Source organism: Roseomonas indoligenes (genome assembly GCF_017813365.1).
Lineage (GTDB): Bacteria > Pseudomonadota > Alphaproteobacteria > Acetobacterales > Acetobacteraceae > Roseomonas > Roseomonas indoligenes.
Genome location: NZ_JAGIZA010000003.1, coordinates 68136 through 87098, shown reverse-complemented (window position 1 = coordinate 87098; position 18963 = coordinate 68136). Strand labels below are relative to the sequence as shown.

Here is an 18963-nt window from a genome sequence, read left to right as displayed (position 1 = left end):
CAGGTCAGCCCGTGCTGCGCGGTGTTCCCGTTCTCAATCGCCCGCGCCATCACGGCTTCGGCGGGCGGGGGGTGCGGGGCGGTCTGATTAGCCATGGCGGACACTTCCTCCAGCGTTCACCGAGCCCCGGACGGCATCGCAATTTACCGAGCCGCCCGCGCTTACGTTGCCGCCCACGTCATCGCAGTTGACGGAACCGCCTGCTTGAACGCTGCCCTGGACCGTTCCGCAGTTCACGGCGGCATCGGTCCGCAACTCGCCCAGCACGCCCTCCACAACTCGAATTTCCACTACGCCCGAGAGGGTGCCGTCCTGAGGCACGCCATCCACCGTCACCCGGCCGTTGATGATGCTGACGGAGCGGCCCGTGAACGTGCGCCCGTCGATCGTAATACGTCCCATCACCCCTCTCCCATCCCCAGCGCCTTCACCACCCGATCCGCCTCGGTCATGCTGCGTCCTCCTGGCGGGTCTCTTCCTCGCTGTTCAGGGCATCAAGGGCCGCGTTCACGGCATCGGTCACGCGGGCAGCCAAGTCGATGCGCTTTTGTGCCAGCCACTCGCGGCGCTTCATCACCTCGGGATCCGCCGTAATGGCCTCCAGAGCCGCCATGCTGTCCGCATCCTGAATACGCTCGATCAGCTCGCGCACACCCTCAGCCACGCGGTCCACAGGCGGCCTATCCTCGCCGCTCTCGGCCCACAGCCGAAGGCGTTTGCCGGCATCAGGGCCAACTCGGTCGCCCTCCGCGAAGATGCCGCGCAGGTCGTCGTTAAGCTTGTGCGGCAGGTCGTAGCGGGGCTGGCCCGGGCTCTCCGGGTGCATCGTCATGGAGCCAGAGAGCTCGAACATAAAGGACTTCTCGCAAATGGGCATGAAGCCCATGGGCACGATGTCGTTCTTGCCGGTCTTCGGGTTCTTGACGAACTTCACTTTCTCCTGGGCGCGCAGGCAGAAGATCAGGTGCGTGCGGGTCTGGATCAGCCGGGCCATCATACGCTTGTGGCGCTTCTTCGGCGTCTTCCAGGACGGGTCCGCGTCCGCCATGTCGGCGCAGCCGCCCTCGCCATCCCACTCATGCGACATGCTGTCGATAACGATCACCGTGGCTCCGGCGCCCTCGGCGGCGCGGATTGCCTCAATGTAGCGTTCCGGCGTGAACGGGGGCGGGAAGTCAATATGCAGGAAGTCGAAGGTGCGGATCCCGTCGCCCTTCTCGCCAGGCTTCGGGGCGTAGTGCAGGGCGCGACCGGCCTCAGTGTCGATGACGGCGATCTTGCCGGTGCCGTTCGCGATGCCCTTGGCGAGCATGAGCGCCGAGAAGGTCTTGCCGGAGCCGCTGGCCCCCGCGATGCCGAACAGCAGGCCAATCTTCTCCCGGACGGCCGGGCGGACGGTGAAGCTCACAGGGCGTTCTCCTTCATGATCTCTTCGCGCAGCTCGCGCTCATCTTCAGCGACCATCATCCAGGCCGGCGCTTCGACGTAGGCGGTTTGAGTGAGGTAGCCGGGCCAGTGGTCTGACCGCAGGCAATCGCCCCAGGCCCGGATGGCGCGCTCCACCTCGGCTTCGGCCATCGCCAGCAGGGAAGGCGCGCAGGCCATGACGCACACGCCGTAGGGCGGGTGCCGCTCCACCACGACAAAGCGCATCTCCTTGGGGCGCATGCCCAGCGCCCGGCCGCCGCGCAGATAGAAGGCTGCCTGGAAGGCGTGATCTCGGATCATCGTGCGCTGGTAGTCCTCTGGCGCACCGCTGGTCGCCGTCGTCTTCAGGTCGAACCAGATGCCACCCTCGGACGGCAGGCGATCCACCATGGCGCGGCACCAGACGCCGCTATCCTGCCAGGTCAGAACCGCTTCCGACCGGCCGGGGCTGAAGAAGGCGCGCAGGTCGGGCCGGTCCATCATCTCGGCTTCCGCGATGCCAGCCGCCTCGTGCAGCGCCTCCATTTCATCGGCCAGGACCGGTATCTTGCCCTGCTCGCGAATGGCGGACCGCTGCTCCTTTGCCGCCTTGCTGCGCCAGTCATCGGCATCAACAGCCACGTAGTCGCCGCCCTCACCCAGCAGCAGACCGTGGAGGATGGAACCTGCGTCCATGGCTTCCGTGGCAGTCCTCGTGACGCCGCCCAGGCGAGGGTGGGCATGTCGGGCGTGGCGGGGCGAGCGCCGCACCAGCAGCTTCGCGATGCCGCTGGACAGGCTCGGCTCCGGGCACGGGTCCGCGTGGTAGTCGGCCGCTGGCATGTCGTAGATGCCTGGGTTCTCGATCTTCACAGCCATCACTCCCCGCCCTGCCCGCTGGTGGTGCCCGCGGCGAGCGGTCTGCTCTTGGCCTCGTTCAGCCGGTAGATGATGTCCTCCGCGATCTGCTCCGCCGGCCGATGGTCCTTCGTGGTCAGCTGCATCAGCACGTCGTCCAGGGCCTGCCGGATACGATCGGCGCGGGTGGGGGTGGTCGGCTCCATGTCAGGCATTGGCAATCTCCAGCAGCACATCGGCGTGGCAGGGCGCGCCGGGCTTGCACCAGCAGGCGAGGTTGAGGCCGCGTAGTTCCGTGCGGGCGAGTTGCGTCACCCATCGGCCGCTGGGGTTGACCTCCAGCCAGTGCCGGTAGTGATCCACCACCTGCTGCGGCGTGTGCCCTGTGGCGCGGAACGGGTTCCCCCAACGGCTGGTGCGATCCACCTTCACCGTGTTCTCCGGCATCCTCCATCCCTTCTTGCGGGATAGTTGGACGCGGGTGGGGGCGCGGGTCTCCATGTCAGCGGTCCTCCTGGGCGAGCAGGTCTCGGGTTTGAAGGGCGGCGCGACGAGAGGCGGCGGCGTTAGCCGCGTGGTGCGCCGCGTCGTATCGGAGGTGGCAGCGCTGGCAGCCCGCCAGCAGGTTGTCGTCGGCGCAGTTCTCCGGGGTGTGGTCCAGGTGGGCCACGGTCAGCACGACCTTGCTGCCGGTGATCGGGTGCGGCTGGCCGTTCAGCGCCTCGCAGCGCGCGCCGTCAGCCTCGAACTCACAGCGCCCGCCGGAGCGTTCGCGGATCCGCTTGCTGATCGCCGGCCAGTCCTTCGGGTAGCGGGCGCGCTCAGAGGCTCGGATCGGCATCACCCCTCCTCCCCGCGGACCTGGGCGGCGCGTGCGGGTTCTCCGGTGAGGAGGGCGCGGACCTGCTGGACGTGTTTCAAAGCATCGCCCCAGAGGTTCACGTCTGGCACCAGCACCGCGCCTTTGCGCTTCGCGACGTAGGTTCCGATCTGTCCTTCAAGGATCATCCAGTTGGCATTGAGCGTCGTGATGACGCCCTGCCTCGGACCGTCAACGCCAGGGCAGGTCGCTGTCACGTAGTCGCCGAGCTTCAGCCCGTCGCCGCGCCCCTTCACCACCCCCGCACCCTCGCTCTGCGCCGTCATGACGGGGAGCCTCCATCGGCTGGGACCGTGCGGCGGCGCTCGACTGCGGCCACGACCTCGCCCAGGTTGCCGTTCGTGATGATGATGTCCTGCTCGGGCTTGCCGTCGAAGTAGACGACCAGCGTCATCTTGGCGTCCGGCGCCAGCATCTCAGCCAGATCAACCAGCGCGTTCTCCGCCTCTCGACTGAAGAGGTAGACTTTGACCGCCGTCATGACGGGGAGCCGGGAAGGGCGGCACGGGCTGCGGCAAGCAGGTCGCGGGGGAGTGTCTGGTCGGCGGCCTTGCACGGCTCAAGGTTCTCGACCGAGGCGCCGCACAAGGGGCAAGGGTTCGGCTGTTCGTTCTCACAAGGGCACTTCTTGTCGGCCCAGGTTAGAAGGCGGCTGACCACATCCCTCAACCGGCCCACCTCCCCATCCTCGTGCGCGACAGGGCTGGGGCGGGAGAGGGCGGTGCCGTGCTCTCCGGAGACGATCTCCAGCGCTCGATCCAACCCAAACACAACTCCATCGTCCCACCCAGATGCATAGGTGGACGTGTTGTTCCGAAGCTTTGCTAGAGCGACCGCTTGCTCTTTGAAGCCGTCGTACTCCTCGCGCAGTCGCATCGCCGCCTCGCCCAGCGACGGAGCGGGGGTGTCCGGGTCGGCAAGAGCGGCGGCAAGACCGAGCCGAGCGCGCTCAATCTCGCAGCGCCGCATCATCTTGTCGTGCTGCGGGCCGCTGGGGGAGAACCGCTCACCTTCTGGGCGTGGGTCTGCTGGTGCGCGCCAGAGAACTTGCTTACCGTCAGGCAGCCAGACATCGCGGATGACCAGCTCGTCGCCATACTGAAAGCCTTGGATGCGGTCAGGCTTCAGCGCGTCAACAAGGGCCTCGCACATCGTGTCCGTCACCCCCTCGCGCGAGGGCCGAACCGGCTGGTCAGCGGGGGGCGGGGTGGGGTTAGACATGGGTGGGGTCCTTGCGTGCAAGGGTCTTGAGCAGCCAGGCAGATGCCCCGGCGCGCTCCATGGCCTGCCGGCAGTCCGTCACCACCTGCGCGCCCTCGACGCACTTTCGGTCGGGCGGCTCCGTGTCGAACCAAAGGTTCGGGATGACGGTCTGGTCGCCACAGAGCATGCAGCGGCACTCCATCTCAGTTGGGCGATACCGGGTCATTCCTCGTCCTCCGGGTCGGGCACGTAGGCGAGGCAGTCCCACTCGTAGAGGGCGTTCCAGGCCGCGCGCCCCTCGTCCGCTCCATCCTCGATTTCGTCATCGAAGACTTCGAGGCACTCGGCGGCCAAGCCATACTTGCCGGCGATGCGCTCAACGGCTGCGCGCCAGCTCTCGTCAGATTGACGGCGGATAACCAGCGCCATCACCCCCTCCCACCCGGCAGCGGCAGAAACACCCCGAACACCCGGAGGCGGCGGGTCATGGGGAGGGCTCCCGAGATACGTCGAGAGTGCGCTTGCACGTCTCGCGCTGGAGGCACCAAAGGCGGTCCAGACAGCCGTTCGAGCTACATGCGGAAGCACTGACGCGTCGCTCGTCTTCCTCGGTCCAGACGGCGACGGCGCTGCAGTTGCCAGCCCACTCAATTTCAACGCCCGGCATATATACATGCAACTCGCGGCGGATCAGATCCTCAATCTGCCAGCGGCTGAAGTACTCGCGGCGCTCGGTCATGCCATGCTCTCCACCATCTGGATGCGGCGCCCGAGCCAAACCATGACGCAGCGCGCCATGCTGTTCCCGAGCATCTGGTAGCGCGGCCCATCGGCCATCATCCGGCCCCGGTACGGGACCAGCGTGTAGTCGTCGGGAAAGTCCTGCAGTCGCTCGCACTCACGCGGGGTGAGGCGGCGGACAGCAGCCCCGGCCATGACGGCTTGGTGCCCGCCGCCGTTCTGGTGGCTATCCGAGTGCCCCATGGCGCGCTGCGTGCTGGCGATCTCGCCCACACCGAAGCCGTTGCGGCCTGATGCCTTGCAGTCAAAGGCGACGGGCACCAGCGGTGTCCTGCGTCCCGTTCCATCCTCGCTCGCGTCAAAGCCCTCGCCCCGAAGGGTGTGGGCGACGTACGCCTCGCTGTCGGCTCGGTGACTTGCTTGGGACTGAGCTCGCAGGGCAGGCGACGTGTCCACCGTGGCGATGAAGGTCTCGCTCTCACCATCGCTGCGGTATCCCTTCTTGGCCGTCAGACAGCGCGCCGTATCGGCGGCCTCGATCAGACCCCCGTTGAGGTCGTGGTCGGTTCCAAGCCCGCCACCTGCCGAAGCGCGCGCGCTAAGGGTTGGGGAAGTTCTTTCCCCCTCTTCTCGGCGCGGCGGAGGATCCCCGCGCAGGCTCGCGGGCTCAAGAAGAACCGCGGCGGCACGTCGCCAGTCTCCAAGATATCCGACAAGGAAGACACGACGGCGTCGCTGGGGTACTCCGATGTACTGAGCGTCAAGCACTCGGTAGCACCCACAATACCCGAGTTGGCGAAGGCCCCCGAGGAGGGAACCAAAGTCCCGTCCTCCGTTGCTCGACAGGACGCCGGGGACGTTCTCCCAAACCAGCCAGCGGGGGCGTAGTCGGTCAGCCAGCCGAAGATACTCAAGGGCCAGATTTCCGCGCTCGTCGGCCATGCCTCGCCGCAGCCCTGCGACGCTGAACGACTGGCAGGGGGTGCCTCCAACGAGAAGCTCGATTGGATCATGGTCAACGCGCTGGATCTCCGTGAAGTCCCCGCGCAGGGGCGTGTCGGGGTAGTGGTGCTTGAGGACGGCGCGAGGGGCGGGCGCGATCTCGGACAGGAAGGAAGCCTTCCAGCCCAGCGGTTCCCACGCAGCGGACGCGGCCTCAATGCCGGAGCAAACGGATCCAAAGATCACTGCATCACCCCCGCCGCGAAGCAGAAGACCGCCAGCACGGCGGCAAACAGCACCCCGCCGCCGAGGGCCTGCACGCAGCCCAGCGCGATCTCTTCCGCGCTCAGGCCGTGGGTCGCGCGGCGGCTGTCACGCAGCCAGTTCTCGTTGCTCATCGGCTGGACACCCACAGAACGGCGAGGAGGAGCGGCCCCCATCCCGCGAAGGAGAGAAGGGCGATGCGACGGGCGGCGACAGGCCAGGGGGTCATGGCGCGGTGCCCTTCGCGCGGGTGAGGGCGGCGCGGGCCTGCACCTCCGCTGCCGTCGCGGCGGCAAAGGCACTCATCGTGGTCGTCTGCTTGATCGCGTCGGGAGATACGATCATCGCCAGGGCCTTCTGTGCAGCCCTCAGCGCCTCGAACAGATCCGCCGCCCCGCCGTTGGCGTCGGTCATGGGTTGCGCCTTTCATCCAGCAGGTAGGAGAGGCACTCAGCCTCCGTCTCGCAGACGAGGGAGCCGACCTCTCGCCCACCTATCCGGTAGCGCCACGGAGCATCATCGCCGGGATAGCGCGCCCCCTCAGAAGGCCAAACTTGAATGTCAGCGTTCCGAGCGCGCCCACGGAGTTCGGCTAGAGCCGCCCCGCCGCTGTTCTCGTCGGGCGGGGTCATGCGGCGTCTCCCCTCATCGTGAGAGCACCTAGCGCAGCAGCCCCGCCGTGCTGGCGGATCACGTCCATAATTGCGGTCGCCGGAACCCAGCCGAACACGGTCTCAGTGTCGGGTCCGGGGCCGTCACGCCATTCCAGCCACTCGGGCACGGCAGCGGACGGGAAGCCGCATTCGAAGTGCGTCCAGGGGCCACACATCTCGCGAGGGAGGCAGTAGTGGTAGGCGCCAGCCTGGACGCTCACCCGGAAGCCGTCGACGCACTCGATCCGGGGTGCGCAGAATGGATCGCGCATATTGTCTTCGCCGGGCTTCGTGTGGTGCTCAATCCAGGCGCTGATGGCGGCAGCATCCCCCACCGCCTCGCCGCTCGTCTCGTCGGCCATCTACGCAGCCCTCCCCATCCGGCACCGCGCCACAGCCAGCGCCACAAGAGCGACCACGAACATCAGCGCCGCCCCCGGCTCCGGCACAGCGACCGGCGTTCGCATCGGCGGAACACCCCCGCTCGCCCCAACCTCCGGCAGCGACAGCATCGGCGGCATGTAGCTCCACGCCGTGGCCAGCTCCTGCTGGCTCACTGCCAGCCAGGTGCCGGTCGCCGTGTCGCGCACCAGCACGGGGCCGGTCCCGAACGCGCCGGCCTGAGAGAGGAGCACCGCCTCTTGCGGGGAGAGGACAGCCCCACCACCGCCCGCGAATGTCGGGAAGGACCAGCCGCCCACAGCGCCACCAGCCTCCAACTCGCCCACCGTCGCGTGCGGGCCGTTGCGCGTGTCGCACTGGATGTGCGTGCGGTTGGGGCTCACGCCGTCGATGCAGCGCATGCAGCCGCGGATCCAGAGCCATTGGCAGGTGGGCATCAGGCGGCTCTCCGGATGGCGGTGAGGATGTCCAGCGCGTCTGCCGCATCGTCCTCGCAAAGCGTGGCGGCAATCAGCTCGCCCTCCTCGTCGAGGCGGTCCTTCTCGCGCAGGTCCGAAACGCGCTGCGCCTCGGCCCAGGCTTCAGTCCGGCGCCACTGCTCGCGCGTCATGGTGATGGTGCGGGTCTCGGTCACAGGGCGGCCCTCCCCATGGCAGCGCCGAACGCAGCCCAGGCGGCCCGCATCGCGCGCTCGACCCGCTCAGTCTCGCGGTAGTCGATCCACGTCAGCGTCGGGTGCTCCGGCACGAACTCGACGGCGGCAACCTCCTCCTCGAAGAGCGCCATCACCTCGCGCAGCGATGCGTTCGCGCCCTGCTGGGCCTTGGGGAGTTCCGCCGCAGCGGACATACGGTCCAGCTCGCACGTCCAGCCTTGCATGCGGGGCGGCATGACGGCGTTCACGACACCACCTCCGCCGCCGGCACCAGCCCCAGCTTCGCAATGATGCCGCTCACCCGGTCAGCCCGAGCGAAGTGCCAGCGCGCGTTGCTGCGGTAGCCGGCCGCGTGCTCGGCATAGCCCTGCATCACGACCTGCAGCCGGCGCTGCCGGAGACAGTCGCGCAGTTCCTCCTGCTCGTCGTCGCTGAGCACCATCGCCAGGACGGGCGTCACCAGCTGCAGCTGCAGCTCGCGGGGGATCGCAACGGCGGGGAGTTGTCCGGTGGGATACGGCATCGGGTTCGGGCCTCATCAGCGGGTGGCTGGTGAGGGAAAACGTACGAATAGATCGTCGGGCAGTCAACGACAAAATCGTACGGTTCGTACGAAAGCGTCCCGGCACACGCGGGCGTGTTGTTCTGCTACCTACGTTCCATGCCCGCAGACCTACTCCCGCCCAGTCCGCACGACCGTCACGAGATGAAGTGGACTGGCAAGGAGAACTCTCTCGGCGGGCGGACCTACACCTACCGCGGGTTCGAGGTGTGGTCGGCCAAAGGGGAGCACATCTGGACGGCCAGGACCCAGCCGGAGGGGCTGCCATTCAAGCTGAATGGCTCAGGGGTCGGGGTGATTACGCGGGTGATCGACTACTGGCTGGACCAGGGGCGGCTGCCGCCGGAGTATAAGTGGCCGGCGAAGTAATGTGGGGAGATGCAGCCACGCGCCCGGCTATTGAGCCGACACCACAAAAGAAAACCCCGCCTCGGAAGGCGGGGTTGTCAATAATACAGGCTTGTCATTGCCCAAGTACTATCCGCCACCCGGGAGTGGACTTGAGGCGTACCGCCAAATCCTGTGAGCATTCGGCGAACGCTAGCGGAACGCTATATAGGCTCGGCCGGTTTCGAGGTCAACGATTCCATTCCAAGCGCGTGGAGCATAGCCAGCCGTATGTCTTGCATGCCGGACTCGGGTACTATGATTTTCAAGTACTTGCGCTTGCCTCCTACGGGATCACGTCCGGTGTACGGCAAGGTCAATCGGTCGTAGCAAACCGTGGCCAGCATGTCCGCTTTGGCCCACTTGAGCGTGCCCTCGTATGGGGCCGGCGCCGGGGTCGGCAGCATGATCTTACACTGGTACCGGATGCCCGCCCGCGCCGGGGTCGTGCTCAACGGCACAACGGTGCACAGGCGGTCCCGGTGCGGTAGGCGGGGGCTTACGACTACGGCAAGCCGCTCCTTCACCATCTCCGGCTCTCGGAACCCCGAGTTGTAGTTGCAGATCACCACCAAGCCGACATTCGGCGGAAACTGTAGCCCCACTAACCTCGATCCTCACCCGTCTCCCGCCTCAACAGCTCCCGCCCCTTCGCCACCAACTCCTTCCGCGCATCCCGGCCGAGCACGTCCCAGATCCGCAGCAGCTCCATCCGCCCGACCGTGCCAGGCGAGGGCGCCTCGCCCATGGCCTTCAAGACCCAGAGGCCGACCTCACCATAAGCCGGGTGGGTCTCGTCCTCGCGGGGCTCGACGGGGAAGGGGTTGAGGGGAGGGTGGGTCACTTCCACTCCCAACGGCCGATGATGCGCCCGACAATCCGGACCTCGGAGGCCGGCACGATCAGGGGCTCGAAGTCCGGGTTCTTGCTGACCAAGCGCAGCTTGCCATTGCCGACCCGCTGCAGCCTCTTTACGAGAAGGCTGTCGTCAAAGACCAGCAGGTAGATGCCCTCCGGCCCCATGAAGGTCTGGGAGATATCCACCATGACCCGCTCTTCAGGCATCAGCTCGGGGACCATGCTGTCGCCCTGGACGCTGACAATGGCGATCGTGCCGCCCTGGTAGCGCGCCGGCAGCATGGACCTGGGAACCCGCCATTCCCCCACGATGCGGGCCTCACCCCCGGGACTTAGATTCGGGAACGCGCCGTACCCGGCGGCGCCGGCAACGTCGTACTCCCGGAGCACCAGGTAGCCCTGCCTCGGTTCGCCCTCGTCGTCGTCGTCCATGGGGTCAGGGGCAGAAACGGCCGGCAGGGTCTCGGTCCCGGTCAGCGCCATCACGTCGTCTCGCGTGATGGGAGGATCGCCGCGACCGACGAAAACAGGCAGGTACGACAGGGCGTGTTCCACCTTTATGAAGCGGCCTTTGGCCTTTTTGACGTCCTCGCGACTGGCATAGGTAGAGCGTCCATCGTGGCCCAGCTTGTCCGCGACCGCCTGAATAGACAGTCCGGAGCGCTCTCTTAGCTTTCGGAGGCGGATAGCCGCCGGCTCTTCATCAACCATGACGAGCCCGTACGAGAAACTCGAACGATTCGTCTGTACGACAAGATCGTTGACATTCGGCGGAAAACGTCGAATATGTCGTACATGACCCCTGCGGCCCGCATCATCAGCAAGCTCGGCGGCACCCGGAAGGCTGCTGCCATCCTCGGCAGCCCCCCGACTACCGTCCAGTCCTGGAAGGATGCCGGGTTCATCCCCGCTCGCCGTCAAGGCGATGTGGTCCAGAAGGCCAGAGAGGCGGGCGTGGTCATCAAGCCCGAGGACTTCTTCGTGCTCGCGGACGCCACCTGATGGCCGGCCTCCCCGAGCGCACCACCATTCTGACCATTGAGCGCGGCGTGCCAGGCCCGAAGGCGCAGATCGTCCTGGACGAGTTCGGCGCGGTGATGCTGCGCGCCGTGTACCCGGACGGCGAGATGGTGGAGGGCATCCCGCACGAATACGACGCGGAGCCGCTGCACGATGCCGCCCGCGCGCTGATCCAACAGATGGACGCCAGCATGGGGCCCACCCTGCGAGGCGCCAAGTAGATGCCGGACGGAACCTCCTCCAGTCCGGCCGCGTCGGCTGCCAACCCCCACGGCACTTCCGCCGAGGCAGCCGACGCACTTCTCACACCGCGTGAGGCTGAGGTCGCGCGACTGTATAAGGCGCGTTGGGCTGCTTCGGCCATCGCCGATAAGCTGGGCATCAGCATCAGCGCCGTTTACGACTACGCCTCCAAGGCTCGGCGCAAGGGCATAGACCTTCCTCTGCAGGATATGCCGGGGGCGCCGCGCAAGCTCGACTGGCGCGCCGTTACCCAGCTGGCACGCGACGGGGTCGTGCAGAAGCAGATCGCAGCCTCTCTCGGCATCACGGAGAGGGCCGTCAGCAAGATCCTCCATGCTCAGCGCCAGGCTGGCGTAAATGTCCCAGCCAAGCCCCGGCGTGGCCCCGCACCTACAGTCGATTACGAGGCGGTGAAGGCTCTCTATCTGGACCCGCTGACCTTGCCTACGCGCGAGATTGCGCGACGTCTGGGCTGCAAGGAAGCCACGGTCCACGACGCTCTCAATGCGATGCGGGCGCAGGGAGAGCATATCCCCTACCGCTGCCGGACTAAGGCGGCAATCGCGGCACTGCCGCAGAAGGTGGAGGCGCCCACCGTCGTGGATCCCGTCCCCACTCGCCTCTGCATGTGCTGCCGCAAGCCGGCCGACATCGTGGATCCGCCCCGGTGGTTCGTCTGCACCGACTGCAAGGAGCGAGACGGCGCTCCCATCATCACCCGGCGGGCTGCCTGAATGGCCGCCGCCTTTACCCCCGCCGCCGTCGACGCCGGGCTCCCCGCCCAGCCCACCGCCGGCTGCCGAACTGCTTTGGAGGCGCGTCAACAGGCGCAACAGCAGACGACCCAGGGGTGCCAGCCCCCGGGTCTGCCTACGCTGCTGAATGGTGAAACGCTCGCTCTCCATGCCCTGAAGCATGGAGAGCCTCTTGTCCCAGATGTTGGAAATTCCGTCCAAAGGTTCGGAAGCCATGAATAGCGCGCTCAGCGGTCGAACGCTGCTGCGCGAGATGGTCCTGCTGGACCGTCCGCAGCACGGGCTAGACGGCGCGATCGACCGCGCGGCCCGCGCCTGCGTCGTGTCTGCGCGGCGCGCGAAGGCGATCTTCTACGGCGAGCCGAAGCGGCTCTGGGCCGACGAGCAGGATCGCATCAAGGCCGCCTACGAGGCGCGGATGCAAGACGAGATGAGGCAGCTCGACGCTCGCCAGGCCCTGGTGCGCGCGAAGCTTGATGCCCTGAAAGGGAGCGCATGAAGCCTCTATGGGAACGCTTCGCCAGCTGGCGTGAGCGGGTTTGGACCGCGCGCGCTGAGGAGGCCGTTCGTCGTGCTCAAGAGTGGCGCATTCGGCGCTTCTGGTGGTGGCGCTGATGAGCACCACCCTCTTCGAGGACACCGTCCTTCCGCACTTCGAGGCGCACCGCGCCGAATGGCTGGCCCAGGCCCGCGCCCATGCCCGCCTGCTCGGTCTCGGAGGCCGGACGGTCACCATCAACGACGTGCGCGCCAAGTGCCCGCCGCCCGAGGACGTGGATCCGCGGGTGATGGGGGCGGTGTTCCAGGCGAAGGACTGGGAACTGCTTCGGCACGAGCGCTCCAGCCGCAAGACCTGCCATTCCCGCCCGGTGGGCGTGTTCCGGTTGCGGGGTGTTGTGCAGTGATCGTTGGCATCGACCCCGGCGCTTCCGGCGCGATCGCTTGGATGACCGACGACGGGCACCTGGTTGAGGTGCGCGATCTGCCGACCGTCAAGATTAAGGTCGGGGAGGGCAAGCGCACCCGATTGGTTCCATCGGTGCTGGCCGCCTTTCTGCGGGAGCGTTCCGTCGTCCACGCCTTTCTGGAGGACGTAGGGCCGATGCCGAACGACGGCGCGGTGCAGTCCTTCAATCTCGGGCGCTCCTTCGGGCAGATCGAGGGCGCTCTGGCCGCGGCGGGGCTCGCCTACACGATGGTGCGTCCGCAGGTCTGGAAGCGCGACCTCAGCCTGGGGCGGGACAAGAGCGCGTCCCGGGCACGCGCGTGCCAACTTTGGCCGGGCGCCGCGGCCTCCTTCGCCCGGGTGAAGGATGACGGGCGGGCGGAGGCAGCGCTGATCGCGCTGCATGGATCCGGCCGCATGCACGGGCTGGCGGCCTTTGCGGCATGAGCGGTCTCCGGTGTGACGTTCCGGGCTGCCCCGACGAGATCGCCGTCCGTGTGGGACAGGAACAGCGCTGCTACGTGCACGCGCTGGAGAGGGCAAACGAGCTTCGCCGCGCGCAGAGCCTGCCGCCTGTCCATGTGGATGAGAGGGGCAAGCCGCATGTCCGACAGTGACGCGCACGTCATCCCCTCAAACGGAAACGACCGCCCCGCTGCGAACGGGAACGGGCGTCGTGCACAACCCGTCAGGAGCGGATTGAACATGGCCGATAATGTCGTGCCCTTCGGCAAATACAAGGGAAAGCCGGTTGAGGACATGCTGGCGGACGCCGGCTACATGGAATGGATCGGCGCCCAGCCTTGGTTCCGTGAGCGGTTCGGGCATCTGCTCGACGCACACGACCGGGCTGAGGCCGAGGCGACACCGATCCACAATCGGCTGCAAGCGCTGTTCCTGGATCCTGTTTATCAGGCGGCTTTCGCGCAGATCGCCGCGGGCGAACGGATTGCGGAGGAGATAGCAAAGGAACTCCGGAGCCGCGAGGACATCCGAGAAGAAATTCGAGGGCTCATCGCGGCTCAGGTTGAGGCTGCCCAGAAGGCGCCGGATTCGACCCATTGCAGCTATGGCAAAGACATCAGCCGTAACAGCCTCATCGCGGCAGGTGAGGGCGTCCTCGCCCAGCTCGCCAATCTGGGAGCGCCCAGCTTCTCCTTGAAGGTGGCGTTCGAAGCCCCGCAAGACGTGGTGCTGGGCGCGTCGCTGCCGTCCGCGGGCGCCACTTCGGCCGGTTCGTACCGGCTTGGTCTGGATGGGTTGCGGCTGACTAGCCACACCCCCTACGAGCCCACCTTCACGCTCCGCGTGGAGATCAAGCCGGTGATCGGAGACGATTACCCGGTGGTGCTCCGGCAGATGACGCGGAATGGGTCCCGCCACCTGTTCCTTGGCCGCTACGAGGGCGTAGGCGCGGACGAAGCGCAGTTCATCGCCATTTTCAAGGCGAGCGGCAAGAACGTGGTCTTTAAGGATCAGGTGGACCGCCTCGCTTCCGAGATGCGAGGTCGGGGGTGACCGAGGACGCCCAGGCCCTCACGTCGGGTGACCTCCGAAACCGACTTTCGCATGCGTGCGAAATGGCCGGTGGCCAGTCTCGCTGGGCGCAGCGCCATAACATCCCGGTCTCCGTTGTCTCCGAGACGATCAGCGGCCGGCGCGACCCCAGCGAGCGCGTCATCAACGCCCTCGGCCTGATGCGTGTCGAGCGGTTCATCCCCTTCAAGCGAGGCTCCAATGGCTGACGAAAGCGACACTGATGTGGGCGGCATCGCCGCTGAGCGCCTGCGCTCTATCATCGAGCGGTGGGAGAAGCTGGAGGAGGAGAAGAAGGCCTTCTCCGAGGACCAGAAGGACATCCTGGCCGAAGCCAAGGGTGCCGGCTTCGACGTGAAGGTGATCCGCCAGATCATCCGTCAGCGGAAGCAGGAGCCTGCTGAGGTCGAAGAGCAAGAGACCCTGCTCGATCTCTACCGCCGCGCTCTGGGTATGTGAGATCCAGGTGAGCGGGGGCACATCCACTCTGAGCAGGCTGGCGCAGGTCGCGGACGATTACGTCGGCGGCCAGCACGTGCCGCTGCCCATGGCAGAGGATATGCGCCTGCTCGCAAAGGTTCGCGGGCTCCTGTCAGCCCGGGACGCTCAGGTGCCGGTATCGGTCATCGAGCAATTCCCCGCCTTCACGCCGGATGTCGTCGCCTGGATCGAGGCCGGAATGCGCGAGGATCGTGCGGACCGTATCCGGCTCGGGATCGGGACGGCCCGGGACTATGCGGTCGCCTTCCTGCAGACCTTGGAGCGCGGCGAACCGGAATGGATCCTGGCCGAGTGGTCCTGTGCCCTGGACGGCCCCTTCGTCCTGCTCACGCTGTTCGATCGGCGCATCAAGGGCGGCGAGAGTTGGGCGCTGATGGAGTGGGCAGGTGCTCGCCTGCTGGTGAAGGTCGATCTGACCAGCGGCGCTTGGTCGGCCAAGCCGGCCGGTGCGCCGCGGGAGGCGCCGACCGAGGCTGCCGGACCTAACTTCGGTTCCCTCGCCGCCTGGCGCTGGTCCTGCAAACACGGTGCCGCCCTCATCCGCCTTGCCAAGCTCATTGAGAAAGGCCGCGCTGCATGAGCGCCGACATGTGGGGCGAGGCCGAGAAGCGGGCGCGTCTGGCGACCCAGGCCACGAACCCGGCCGTCATGGCTGAGGCGATCAAGGCCGTTGCTGAGGAAGGCGGGCTGCGTGTCGGCCGCCTGCTGGTCAAGACAATCGGTGAGGCGCGGCAGTCCACCACGCGGGAATACATCGTCAAGGGGCTTTTCTACGCCCGCGAGTTCAGCGCGATCTACGGGCCGCCTGGGTCGGGCAAGTCCTTCATGGGCAGCCACATCGCCTACGCTGCCGCGCAAGGACGCGAGGTTTTCGGCCGGCGGGTCAAGCGCACGAAGGTGCTCTACGGCTTTCTGGAAGGTGAGGGCGGAGCGGACAAGCGCTTGCAGGCCTTGGCGGACGAGTTCGGGGACTGCCCGGACTTCTGTTACCTCGCCCAGCCCTTGAACCTGCACGACGACCCGCAGGCCGTGGCCGAGCTGATCGCGGCGGCCATGGCAGTCGGCGCGCAGTGGATCCTGATCGACACCCTGAGCCGGGCCATGGGCGGGGGAGACGAGAACGGCCCCGAGGGGATGGGCAAGATCCTGTCCATCTTCTCCGATGTCCGTCACGCGACCGGCGCCCACGTCACGGTCATCCACCACACTGGCAAGGACGTGACGCGCGGCATGCGCGGCCACAACAGCCTGCACGGCGCGTGCGACTGCGAGTTGGAGATCAGTCGCCCCGAGGAGGACGGCCCGCGTCTGATGCGGGTCGCCAAGGCGAAGGACGACGCGGATGGGGACAAGCTGGGCTTCAACCTGCGCCGGGTGGTGTTGGGCCAGGACGAGGACGGGGACGATATTACCACCTGCCTCATCGATCCCACCGACGCGCCGAAGGGCAAGCCGAAGAAGCCCTCAGGCCAGATGGGGCAGGCCCTCGACATCCTGCACGACCTGATCGCCCGGCAGGGCCGCATCCCACCGGTTAATGAGTTCGTGCCCCCGCACATGCCCTGCGTGTCCATCAAGGACTGGCGGGAGCATGCCTACCAGCGCGCATTCACCGAGGCCAAGCCGGACGCCCAGAAAAAGGCGTTTGACCGGGCCTCTCGGGACCTCATTGCCGGGCGCCAGGTCGGCAAGTGGGGAGATTTGGTCTGGGCAGTCAGCATGGAGAACGGCCAATGAACATCCGGGACAAAAGGGACATGTCCCCAGAATGTCCCCATGTCCCTACGAAGGGACAAAAAGGACATGTGTCTATAGACATGTCCTTTATGTCCCCCTGGGATGGCGACCGGGCGGAGAGAGATCAGAGGCGGTCCTACGAGCGCACCAGGAAGGCGGCCTACCGCGCTGCGAACCCCGAAAAGCGGGCGGCCGAGCGGCTGCGGGTCGCTGAGCGGCGCCAGTCGGACGTAGCGCGGCACCTGTTCGATAAAGCGCGATATCGGGCCGCTCGCCATGGCATCGCCTTCACGCTCTCGGCCTCGGACATCGCTGTCCCGGCCGCATGTCCTGTCCTGGGCTTGGCGCTCGTGGTTGGTGGGCAGCGCGACAACAGCCCCACTCTGGACCGCCTCGTGCCGTCCCTGGGCTACGTGCCCAGCAATGTGCGGGTCATCAGCTACCGCGCCAACCGACTGAAGTCGGATGCCACCCTCGACGAGCTCAAGGCGCTGGTCGCCTACTTGGAAGAGAGTGGCGTGACCCCGTTCGCATGCATGCGAAGTGTCGTTCGGGGCGCCGCCTGATGCGCCCCCAGCACCGCACCCGGGGCAAGCACCCCAGCACCTCCGGCAAGACCTGGGACGACATCCACCAGATCAACCGCGCGGCCGACCTGCTGACCCGCGGCGCCACGGCCGAGGAGCGCAGCAGCGGCATGGTCTGCCTGCAGCTCGACGGGAAGTTCGCCATGTACACGAACCCCCGCACCCTGAAGGCGGCGCAGGAGCAGCTTCAGGTGGGCGAGACGCTGGGGAGGGGGCGGCCGTGACCCTGGAAGATCGGCGCGAGCAGGCGAAGGACCTGTTCAGGCAGGGCTACACCGAGGCCGAGGTTGCCCGGAAGGTCCCGCTGCCGGCCCGCGACATCGTGCTGCTGAAGGTATCGCTCTCTCAGCAGGGGCTGCTGCCAGCGCGTGAGGCCCCATCCGCCCCTCAGCCACCTACCCAGCCCGCCACGCAGCCCCAGCCCACGCAGGAGGTCGTTGTGATGCCGCCCCGCCCATCGCCTACCACCATGACCTCTGCCGGCCTCAGGGCCATCCTGTTCGCGGAACTGGCTTCTCTCAGGGAGGGTAAGACCTCGCCCAAGCAGGCCCTGGCCGCCGCGAAGCTGGCTGACGGCATCTGCAACACGGTGAAGCTGGAGCTGGTGCATGCCGAGCGCGCTGCGGCCCTCGGGCCTGACCATGCGCCGGCGCCCCTGGTGCTGACGGGAGGTGCCGAATGCTCCGGCTGACCTTCCTCTCCTGCGGTGTCTGTGACCGCCTCATCGACGCCGCGACGGTCATGGACGACGACGAGGTGCGTCAGTCGATCTGGTGCCATCCGCTGCCGCCCAGACGCTACCGCCGGCAGATTGCCCCGGAACTCTGTGACCACTGCTGGTTCGACTACCGCAGCGCGATGCTCCGGTATCGCTGGGGGCGGAGTGGTCGGGGAAGCACCCCGCCTTTCCGGCAGATCTATCTGTGGCAGTGGGTCGCGTCGCGTCTGGCTGAGAAAGGGGGAGGTCGGCTCCGTCCGCACTTCGCCACCAAGGCAGACCGCGGGCTGGAGGCCATGACGCGATGACCCCCCACCGCGACACCTGGCTGGTGGTCCAGCCCCCGTCAGCCGCTCAGGGCGTCATAGGCCCGGTCACCGCGGACGGCGCCGCCTCGCTGATCGCCCACCAGCGCGAGGCCGGGCACGCCTTCCGTGACCGCTCCCGCATCGTCGGGCTGTGGCGGGTGAAGGAGGTGAGGGGGTGACCCGCATCTACGCCGCCGCCCAGGCCTGGGCCGATTACTTCCTCTGGCACCTGTGCATCCTCGGGCTGTTGCAGCTGGCCGCCATCATCGCCGGCCTGCCTCGCTTGGCCTATGCGCTGTTCGCCGGGTGGATGGCCCTCTGTGGGCTGGCTCTGGTTCTCATCGCCTTTCACCGGAACACCCGCTCATGACCGACGGCACAATCACCGACCCAACAGCCTACCACCGGCTGCGGATACGGGAGGCGCTGGGGTTCGACGGGGAAGTGAGCGCTGCCGACTACGTGGCCGTCCTGTCGGACCTCATGCGTGAGCAGGGCCAGGATGCAGTCGTCTTGGGTGGTCTTGCCAAGCTTCGCGACGCCCTCCTGAACGTCCGCGACCTCTGCGCAGATGGGGACAGGACATGACCCGCCTGGAAGACCTCACCCCCGCGCAGGTGCGGGCGCTGGAGTGGCTGCCGGGGGATGGGGGGTGGCGTGGGTCCATCTTGGACGCCGACATGGCACCTCGGCCCAACCGTGGCGTTCTGCGCCGGCTCCGAATGCTTGGCTTGGCTCAGGCGCGTCTTGGAAGCGGGGATTGGGTCTGGCGCCTCACTTCCGCCGGCCTAGCCCTCAAA

General features: G+C 67.0%; 42 protein-coding genes. 19 read left to right on the top strand and 23 right to left on the bottom strand.

What is annotated here, in order from left to right:
- Positions 1-87: 87 nt before the first annotated feature.
- From J5Y10_RS05475 to J5Y10_RS05380, 20 genes are all read right to left on the bottom strand, one after another.
- Entirely contained in the window at positions 88-402 is a 315-nt protein-coding gene (locus J5Y10_RS05475) for a hypothetical protein (RefSeq protein WP_209371632.1), read from the bottom strand.
- A 46-nt stretch (positions 403-448) separates the two neighbouring features.
- Entirely contained in the window at positions 449-1408 is a 960-nt protein-coding gene (locus J5Y10_RS05470; RefSeq protein ID WP_209371630.1) for an AAA family ATPase, read from the bottom strand.
- Complete coding sequence (locus J5Y10_RS05465) at positions 1405-2286, bottom strand: PD-(D/E)XK nuclease-like domain-containing protein (protein ID WP_209371628.1); 882 nt, start codon at positions 2284-2286, stop codon at positions 1405-1407. The genes J5Y10_RS05470 and J5Y10_RS05465 overlap by 4 nt, the downstream gene beginning before the upstream one ends.
- Positions 2286-2480, bottom strand: a complete 195-nt coding sequence (locus J5Y10_RS05460) for a hypothetical protein (protein ID WP_209371626.1) — start codon at positions 2478-2480, stop codon at positions 2286-2288. The genes J5Y10_RS05465 and J5Y10_RS05460 overlap by 1 nt, the downstream gene beginning before the upstream one ends.
- Positions 2473-2766, bottom strand: coding sequence for a DUF4326 domain-containing protein (locus J5Y10_RS05455; protein ID WP_209371624.1), 294 nt, complete (start codon positions 2764-2766; stop codon positions 2473-2475). Before J5Y10_RS05455 ends, J5Y10_RS05460 begins: the two co-directional genes overlap by 8 nt.
- A gap of 1 nt (position 2767) precedes the next feature.
- On the bottom strand, positions 2768-3106 hold the full coding sequence (locus J5Y10_RS05450) for a hypothetical protein (RefSeq protein ID WP_209371622.1): 339 nt from the start codon (positions 3104-3106) through the stop codon (positions 2768-2770).
- Positions 3106-3411 carry a hypothetical protein gene (locus J5Y10_RS05445; protein WP_209371619.1) on the bottom strand — a complete coding sequence of 102 codons (306 nt, stop codon included), beginning with the start codon at positions 3409-3411 and terminating at the stop codon, positions 3106-3108. Before J5Y10_RS05445 ends, J5Y10_RS05450 begins: the two co-directional genes overlap by 1 nt.
- Positions 3408-3626: a hypothetical protein gene (locus J5Y10_RS05440; RefSeq protein ID WP_209371617.1), complete on the bottom strand. Its 219-nt coding sequence runs from the start codon at positions 3624-3626 to the stop codon at positions 3408-3410. The genes J5Y10_RS05445 and J5Y10_RS05440 overlap by 4 nt, the downstream gene beginning before the upstream one ends.
- Positions 3623-4366 carry a hypothetical protein gene (locus tag J5Y10_RS05435; protein ID WP_209371615.1) on the bottom strand — a complete coding sequence of 248 codons (744 nt, stop codon included), beginning with the start codon at positions 4364-4366 and terminating at the stop codon, positions 3623-3625. Before J5Y10_RS05435 ends, J5Y10_RS05440 begins: the two co-directional genes overlap by 4 nt.
- Positions 4359-4574, bottom strand: coding sequence for a hypothetical protein (locus J5Y10_RS05430; RefSeq protein ID WP_209371613.1), 216 nt, complete (start codon positions 4572-4574; stop codon positions 4359-4361). The genes J5Y10_RS05435 and J5Y10_RS05430 overlap by 8 nt, the downstream gene beginning before the upstream one ends.
- Complete coding sequence (locus J5Y10_RS05425) at positions 4571-4777, bottom strand: hypothetical protein (RefSeq protein WP_209371612.1); 207 nt, start codon at positions 4775-4777, stop codon at positions 4571-4573. Before J5Y10_RS05425 ends, J5Y10_RS05430 begins: the two co-directional genes overlap by 4 nt.
- A gap of 55 nt (positions 4778-4832) precedes the next feature.
- The gene (locus J5Y10_RS05420) at positions 4833-5087 is read right to left on the bottom strand and encodes a hypothetical protein (protein ID WP_209371611.1); all 255 of its coding nucleotides are present in this window, start codon (positions 5085-5087) and stop codon (positions 4833-4835) included.
- Positions 5084-6277, bottom strand: coding sequence for a DNA cytosine methyltransferase (locus J5Y10_RS05415; RefSeq protein ID WP_342452847.1), 1194 nt, complete (start codon positions 6275-6277; stop codon positions 5084-5086). Before J5Y10_RS05415 ends, J5Y10_RS05420 begins: the two co-directional genes overlap by 4 nt.
- On the bottom strand, positions 6274-6429 hold the full coding sequence (locus J5Y10_RS05410; protein ID WP_209371610.1) for a hypothetical protein: 156 nt from the start codon (positions 6427-6429) through the stop codon (positions 6274-6276). Before J5Y10_RS05410 ends, J5Y10_RS05415 begins: the two co-directional genes overlap by 4 nt.
- 91 nt (positions 6430-6520) lie before the next feature.
- Complete coding sequence (locus J5Y10_RS05405; protein ID WP_209371609.1) at positions 6521-6709, bottom strand: hypothetical protein; 189 nt, start codon at positions 6707-6709, stop codon at positions 6521-6523.
- A 214-nt stretch (positions 6710-6923) separates the two neighbouring features.
- Complete coding sequence (locus tag J5Y10_RS05400; RefSeq protein ID WP_209371608.1) at positions 6924-7310, bottom strand: hypothetical protein; 387 nt, start codon at positions 7308-7310, stop codon at positions 6924-6926.
- Complete coding sequence (locus J5Y10_RS05395; protein ID WP_209371607.1) at positions 7311-7787, bottom strand: hypothetical protein; 477 nt, start codon at positions 7785-7787, stop codon at positions 7311-7313.
- Positions 7787-7984: a hypothetical protein gene (locus J5Y10_RS05390; protein WP_209371606.1), complete on the bottom strand. Its 198-nt coding sequence runs from the start codon at positions 7982-7984 to the stop codon at positions 7787-7789. Before J5Y10_RS05390 ends, J5Y10_RS05395 begins: the two co-directional genes overlap by 1 nt.
- Complete coding sequence (locus tag J5Y10_RS05385; RefSeq protein ID WP_209371599.1) at positions 7981-8253, bottom strand: hypothetical protein; 273 nt, start codon at positions 8251-8253, stop codon at positions 7981-7983. Before J5Y10_RS05385 ends, J5Y10_RS05390 begins: the two co-directional genes overlap by 4 nt.
- Positions 8250-8528 carry a hypothetical protein gene (locus tag J5Y10_RS05380; RefSeq protein ID WP_209371594.1) on the bottom strand — a complete coding sequence of 93 codons (279 nt, stop codon included), beginning with the start codon at positions 8526-8528 and terminating at the stop codon, positions 8250-8252. The genes J5Y10_RS05385 and J5Y10_RS05380 overlap by 4 nt, the downstream gene beginning before the upstream one ends.
- 183 nt (positions 8529-8711) lie before the next feature.
- Between J5Y10_RS05380 and J5Y10_RS05375 the strand changes: the two genes are divergently transcribed.
- Positions 8712-8936 carry a hypothetical protein gene (locus tag J5Y10_RS05375; protein WP_209371592.1) on the top strand — a complete coding sequence of 75 codons (225 nt, stop codon included), beginning with the start codon at positions 8712-8714 and terminating at the stop codon, positions 8934-8936.
- Positions 8937-9118: 182 nt separating this feature from the next.
- On the opposite strand, the gene J5Y10_RS28870 is transcribed toward J5Y10_RS05375, so the two are convergent.
- The 3 genes from J5Y10_RS28870 to J5Y10_RS05360 are packed head-to-tail and all read right to left on the bottom strand — an operon-like array spanning position 9119 to position 10523.
- Positions 9119-9523 (bottom strand): type II toxin-antitoxin system PemK/MazF family toxin, encoded by a 405-nt coding sequence (locus tag J5Y10_RS28870; protein ID WP_408901575.1) that lies wholly within the window; start codon positions 9521-9523, stop codon positions 9119-9121.
- Positions 9524-9558: 35 nt separating this feature from the next.
- Positions 9559-9798, bottom strand: a complete 240-nt coding sequence (locus J5Y10_RS05365; RefSeq protein WP_209371588.1) for a hypothetical protein — start codon at positions 9796-9798, stop codon at positions 9559-9561.
- Positions 9795-10523 (bottom strand): S24 family peptidase, encoded by a 729-nt coding sequence (locus J5Y10_RS05360; protein WP_209371586.1) that lies wholly within the window; start codon positions 10521-10523, stop codon positions 9795-9797. The genes J5Y10_RS05365 and J5Y10_RS05360 overlap by 4 nt, the downstream gene beginning before the upstream one ends.
- Positions 10524-10607: 84 nt before the next feature.
- Here J5Y10_RS05360 and J5Y10_RS05355 point away from each other — a divergent pair, with 84 nt between their 5' ends.
- The 18 genes from J5Y10_RS05355 (at position 10608) to J5Y10_RS05270 (ending at position 18751) form a co-directional block, all read left to right on the top strand.
- Complete coding sequence (locus J5Y10_RS05355; RefSeq protein ID WP_209371584.1) at positions 10608-10814, top strand: carph-isopro domain-containing protein; 207 nt, start codon at positions 10608-10610, stop codon at positions 10812-10814.
- On the top strand, positions 10814-11053 hold the full coding sequence (locus tag J5Y10_RS05350) for a hypothetical protein (protein ID WP_209371582.1): 240 nt from the start codon (positions 10814-10816) through the stop codon (positions 11051-11053). The genes J5Y10_RS05355 and J5Y10_RS05350 overlap by 1 nt, the downstream gene beginning before the upstream one ends.
- Positions 11054-11809, top strand: a complete 756-nt coding sequence (locus tag J5Y10_RS05345) for a COG3415 family protein (RefSeq protein WP_209371579.1) — start codon at positions 11054-11056, stop codon at positions 11807-11809.
- 193 nt (positions 11810-12002) lie between these two features.
- On the top strand, positions 12003-12329 hold the full coding sequence (locus J5Y10_RS05340) for a hypothetical protein (RefSeq protein ID WP_209371576.1): 327 nt from the start codon (positions 12003-12005) through the stop codon (positions 12327-12329).
- Between the two features lie 115 nt (positions 12330-12444).
- Positions 12445-12735, top strand: coding sequence for a hypothetical protein (locus J5Y10_RS05335; protein ID WP_209371573.1), 291 nt, complete (start codon positions 12445-12447; stop codon positions 12733-12735).
- 41 nt (positions 12736-12776) lie between these two features.
- Entirely contained in the window at positions 12777-13223 is a 447-nt protein-coding gene (locus J5Y10_RS05330; RefSeq protein ID WP_209371570.1) for a RuvC family protein, read from the top strand.
- Between the two features lie 258 nt (positions 13224-13481).
- A complete protein-coding gene (locus tag J5Y10_RS05325) occupies positions 13482-14294 on the top strand; it encodes a hypothetical protein (protein WP_209371568.1) in 813 nt (270 codons plus the stop codon).
- Positions 14291-14521, top strand: coding sequence for a hypothetical protein (locus J5Y10_RS05320; RefSeq protein WP_209371566.1), 231 nt, complete (start codon positions 14291-14293; stop codon positions 14519-14521). Before J5Y10_RS05325 ends, J5Y10_RS05320 begins: the two co-directional genes overlap by 4 nt.
- Positions 14514-14771 carry a DUF2312 domain-containing protein gene (locus J5Y10_RS05315; RefSeq protein ID WP_209371564.1) on the top strand — a complete coding sequence of 86 codons (258 nt, stop codon included), beginning with the start codon at positions 14514-14516 and terminating at the stop codon, positions 14769-14771. Before J5Y10_RS05320 ends, J5Y10_RS05315 begins: the two co-directional genes overlap by 8 nt.
- A 76-nt stretch (positions 14772-14847) precedes the next feature.
- On the top strand, positions 14848-15393 hold the full coding sequence (locus J5Y10_RS05310) for a hypothetical protein (RefSeq protein WP_209371562.1): 546 nt from the start codon (positions 14848-14850) through the stop codon (positions 15391-15393).
- The gene (locus J5Y10_RS05305) at positions 15390-16550 is read left to right on the top strand and encodes an AAA family ATPase (RefSeq protein ID WP_209371560.1); all 1161 of its coding nucleotides are present in this window, start codon (positions 15390-15392) and stop codon (positions 16548-16550) included. The genes J5Y10_RS05310 and J5Y10_RS05305 overlap by 4 nt, the downstream gene beginning before the upstream one ends.
- A gap of 80 nt (positions 16551-16630) precedes the next feature.
- Positions 16631-17116: a hypothetical protein gene (locus J5Y10_RS05300; RefSeq protein WP_209371558.1), complete on the top strand. Its 486-nt coding sequence runs from the start codon at positions 16631-16633 to the stop codon at positions 17114-17116.
- Complete coding sequence (locus J5Y10_RS05295; RefSeq protein ID WP_209371557.1) at positions 17116-17361, top strand: hypothetical protein; 246 nt, start codon at positions 17116-17118, stop codon at positions 17359-17361. Before J5Y10_RS05300 ends, J5Y10_RS05295 begins: the two co-directional genes overlap by 1 nt.
- Entirely contained in the window at positions 17358-17828 is a 471-nt protein-coding gene (locus tag J5Y10_RS05290; protein WP_209371554.1) for a hypothetical protein, read from the top strand. The genes J5Y10_RS05295 and J5Y10_RS05290 overlap by 4 nt, the downstream gene beginning before the upstream one ends.
- Positions 17816-18163, top strand: coding sequence for a hypothetical protein (locus J5Y10_RS05285; RefSeq protein ID WP_209371552.1), 348 nt, complete (start codon positions 17816-17818; stop codon positions 18161-18163). Before J5Y10_RS05290 ends, J5Y10_RS05285 begins: the two co-directional genes overlap by 13 nt.
- Entirely contained in the window at positions 18160-18342 is a 183-nt protein-coding gene (locus J5Y10_RS05280) for a hypothetical protein (protein ID WP_209371549.1), read from the top strand. Before J5Y10_RS05285 ends, J5Y10_RS05280 begins: the two co-directional genes overlap by 4 nt.
- On the top strand, positions 18339-18533 hold the full coding sequence (locus tag J5Y10_RS05275) for a hypothetical protein (protein ID WP_209371547.1): 195 nt from the start codon (positions 18339-18341) through the stop codon (positions 18531-18533). Before J5Y10_RS05280 ends, J5Y10_RS05275 begins: the two co-directional genes overlap by 4 nt.
- Positions 18530-18751, top strand: a complete 222-nt coding sequence (locus tag J5Y10_RS05270) for a hypothetical protein (RefSeq protein ID WP_209371545.1) — start codon at positions 18530-18532, stop codon at positions 18749-18751. The genes J5Y10_RS05275 and J5Y10_RS05270 overlap by 4 nt, the downstream gene beginning before the upstream one ends.
- Positions 18752-18963 lie beyond the last annotated feature (212 nt).